General features: G+C 66.9%; 1 protein-coding gene. It reads right to left on the bottom strand.

Annotated features, from left to right (window positions below):
* Positions 1 to 45: 45 nt before the first annotated feature.
* Positions 46 to 966: IS66 family transposase (tnpC, locus tag VF716_RS20300; RefSeq protein ID WP_440552922.1), on the bottom strand; the 921-nt coding region annotated here is incomplete at its 5' end.

Here is a 966-nt window from a genome sequence, read left to right as displayed (position 1 = left end):
GTACGCGATCCACGAACACCACCTATTGACCGCTGGGTGTTTCGTTTAGCGAGGCAGGGTCGGTGTGCAGTTCCACGGCAGCAGCGCGTCGTAGTCCTCGACGGCCTGGGCCTGAGGCAGTCGTTCGAGGACGTGGCGCAGGTAGGCGTAGGGTTCCTGGCCGTTGGCCTTGGCGGTTTCCACCAGGCTGTAGAGCTGGGCGCTGGCGGACGCGCCCCGGGGCGTGTCGCTGAACAGCCAGTTCTTGCGGCCGATAACGAAAGGCCGGATGGCCCGCTCGGCCGCGTTGTTGTCGATCGGTAAAAAGCCGGCTTCGACGTAGCGCACCAGGCGGCTCCAGTTGCTGGCCAGGTAGCTCAGCGCCTTGCCCAGGGCATTCTGCGCGGTGACCTGGGGCTGGGTTTTCTCCAGCCAGGCGCGTAGCTGCGCGAGCAGCGGCACGCTGTGCTGCTGCCGCCCGGCCTGCCGGGCTTCGTCGCTCGCCGCCTTGAGGTCGCGCTCGATGCCGTAGAGCTTGTTGATCAAGCCCAGGGCGATGTCGGCGCGCCCGGTCTTGCCCTTGGGTTGCACCTTTTGCGCCTCGACGAACTTGCGCCGCGCATGGGCCCAGCAGGCCAGGCGTTCGACGCCGTCCCGCGCGGCCACGGCGTTATAGCCGGCGTAGTCGTCGGTCATCAGGTAGCCGCGATAGCCCTCGAGCAGGTGCAACGGCACTTCCTGCGCGCGGCTGGATGAGTAGTCGAAGAGGATCACCGGCTTATCCGGCGGGCCGCCGGTTTGCACCCACATCCAAGATTGGCTACTGGGCGCTCGGTCCGGTTCCTTGAGCACTTGCACCCGGGTTTCGTCGCAGTGGATCACGCGGCTGTCGAACAGCTGGTCGCGCAGCAGGTTGAGCACCGGTTGCAGCTGCTGGCCGCACTGGATCACCCAGCGCGCCAGGGTCTGGCGGGAAAGCTCGAGGCC

The sequence above is a fragment of the Stutzerimonas sp. Brlt_14 genome (genome assembly GCF_051948915.1).
Classification (GTDB): domain Bacteria; phylum Pseudomonadota; class Gammaproteobacteria; order Pseudomonadales; family Pseudomonadaceae; genus Stutzerimonas; species Stutzerimonas stutzeri.
Note: the sequence above shows the minus strand (reverse complement) of the source record. Positions and strands in the feature narration are given on the sequence as shown.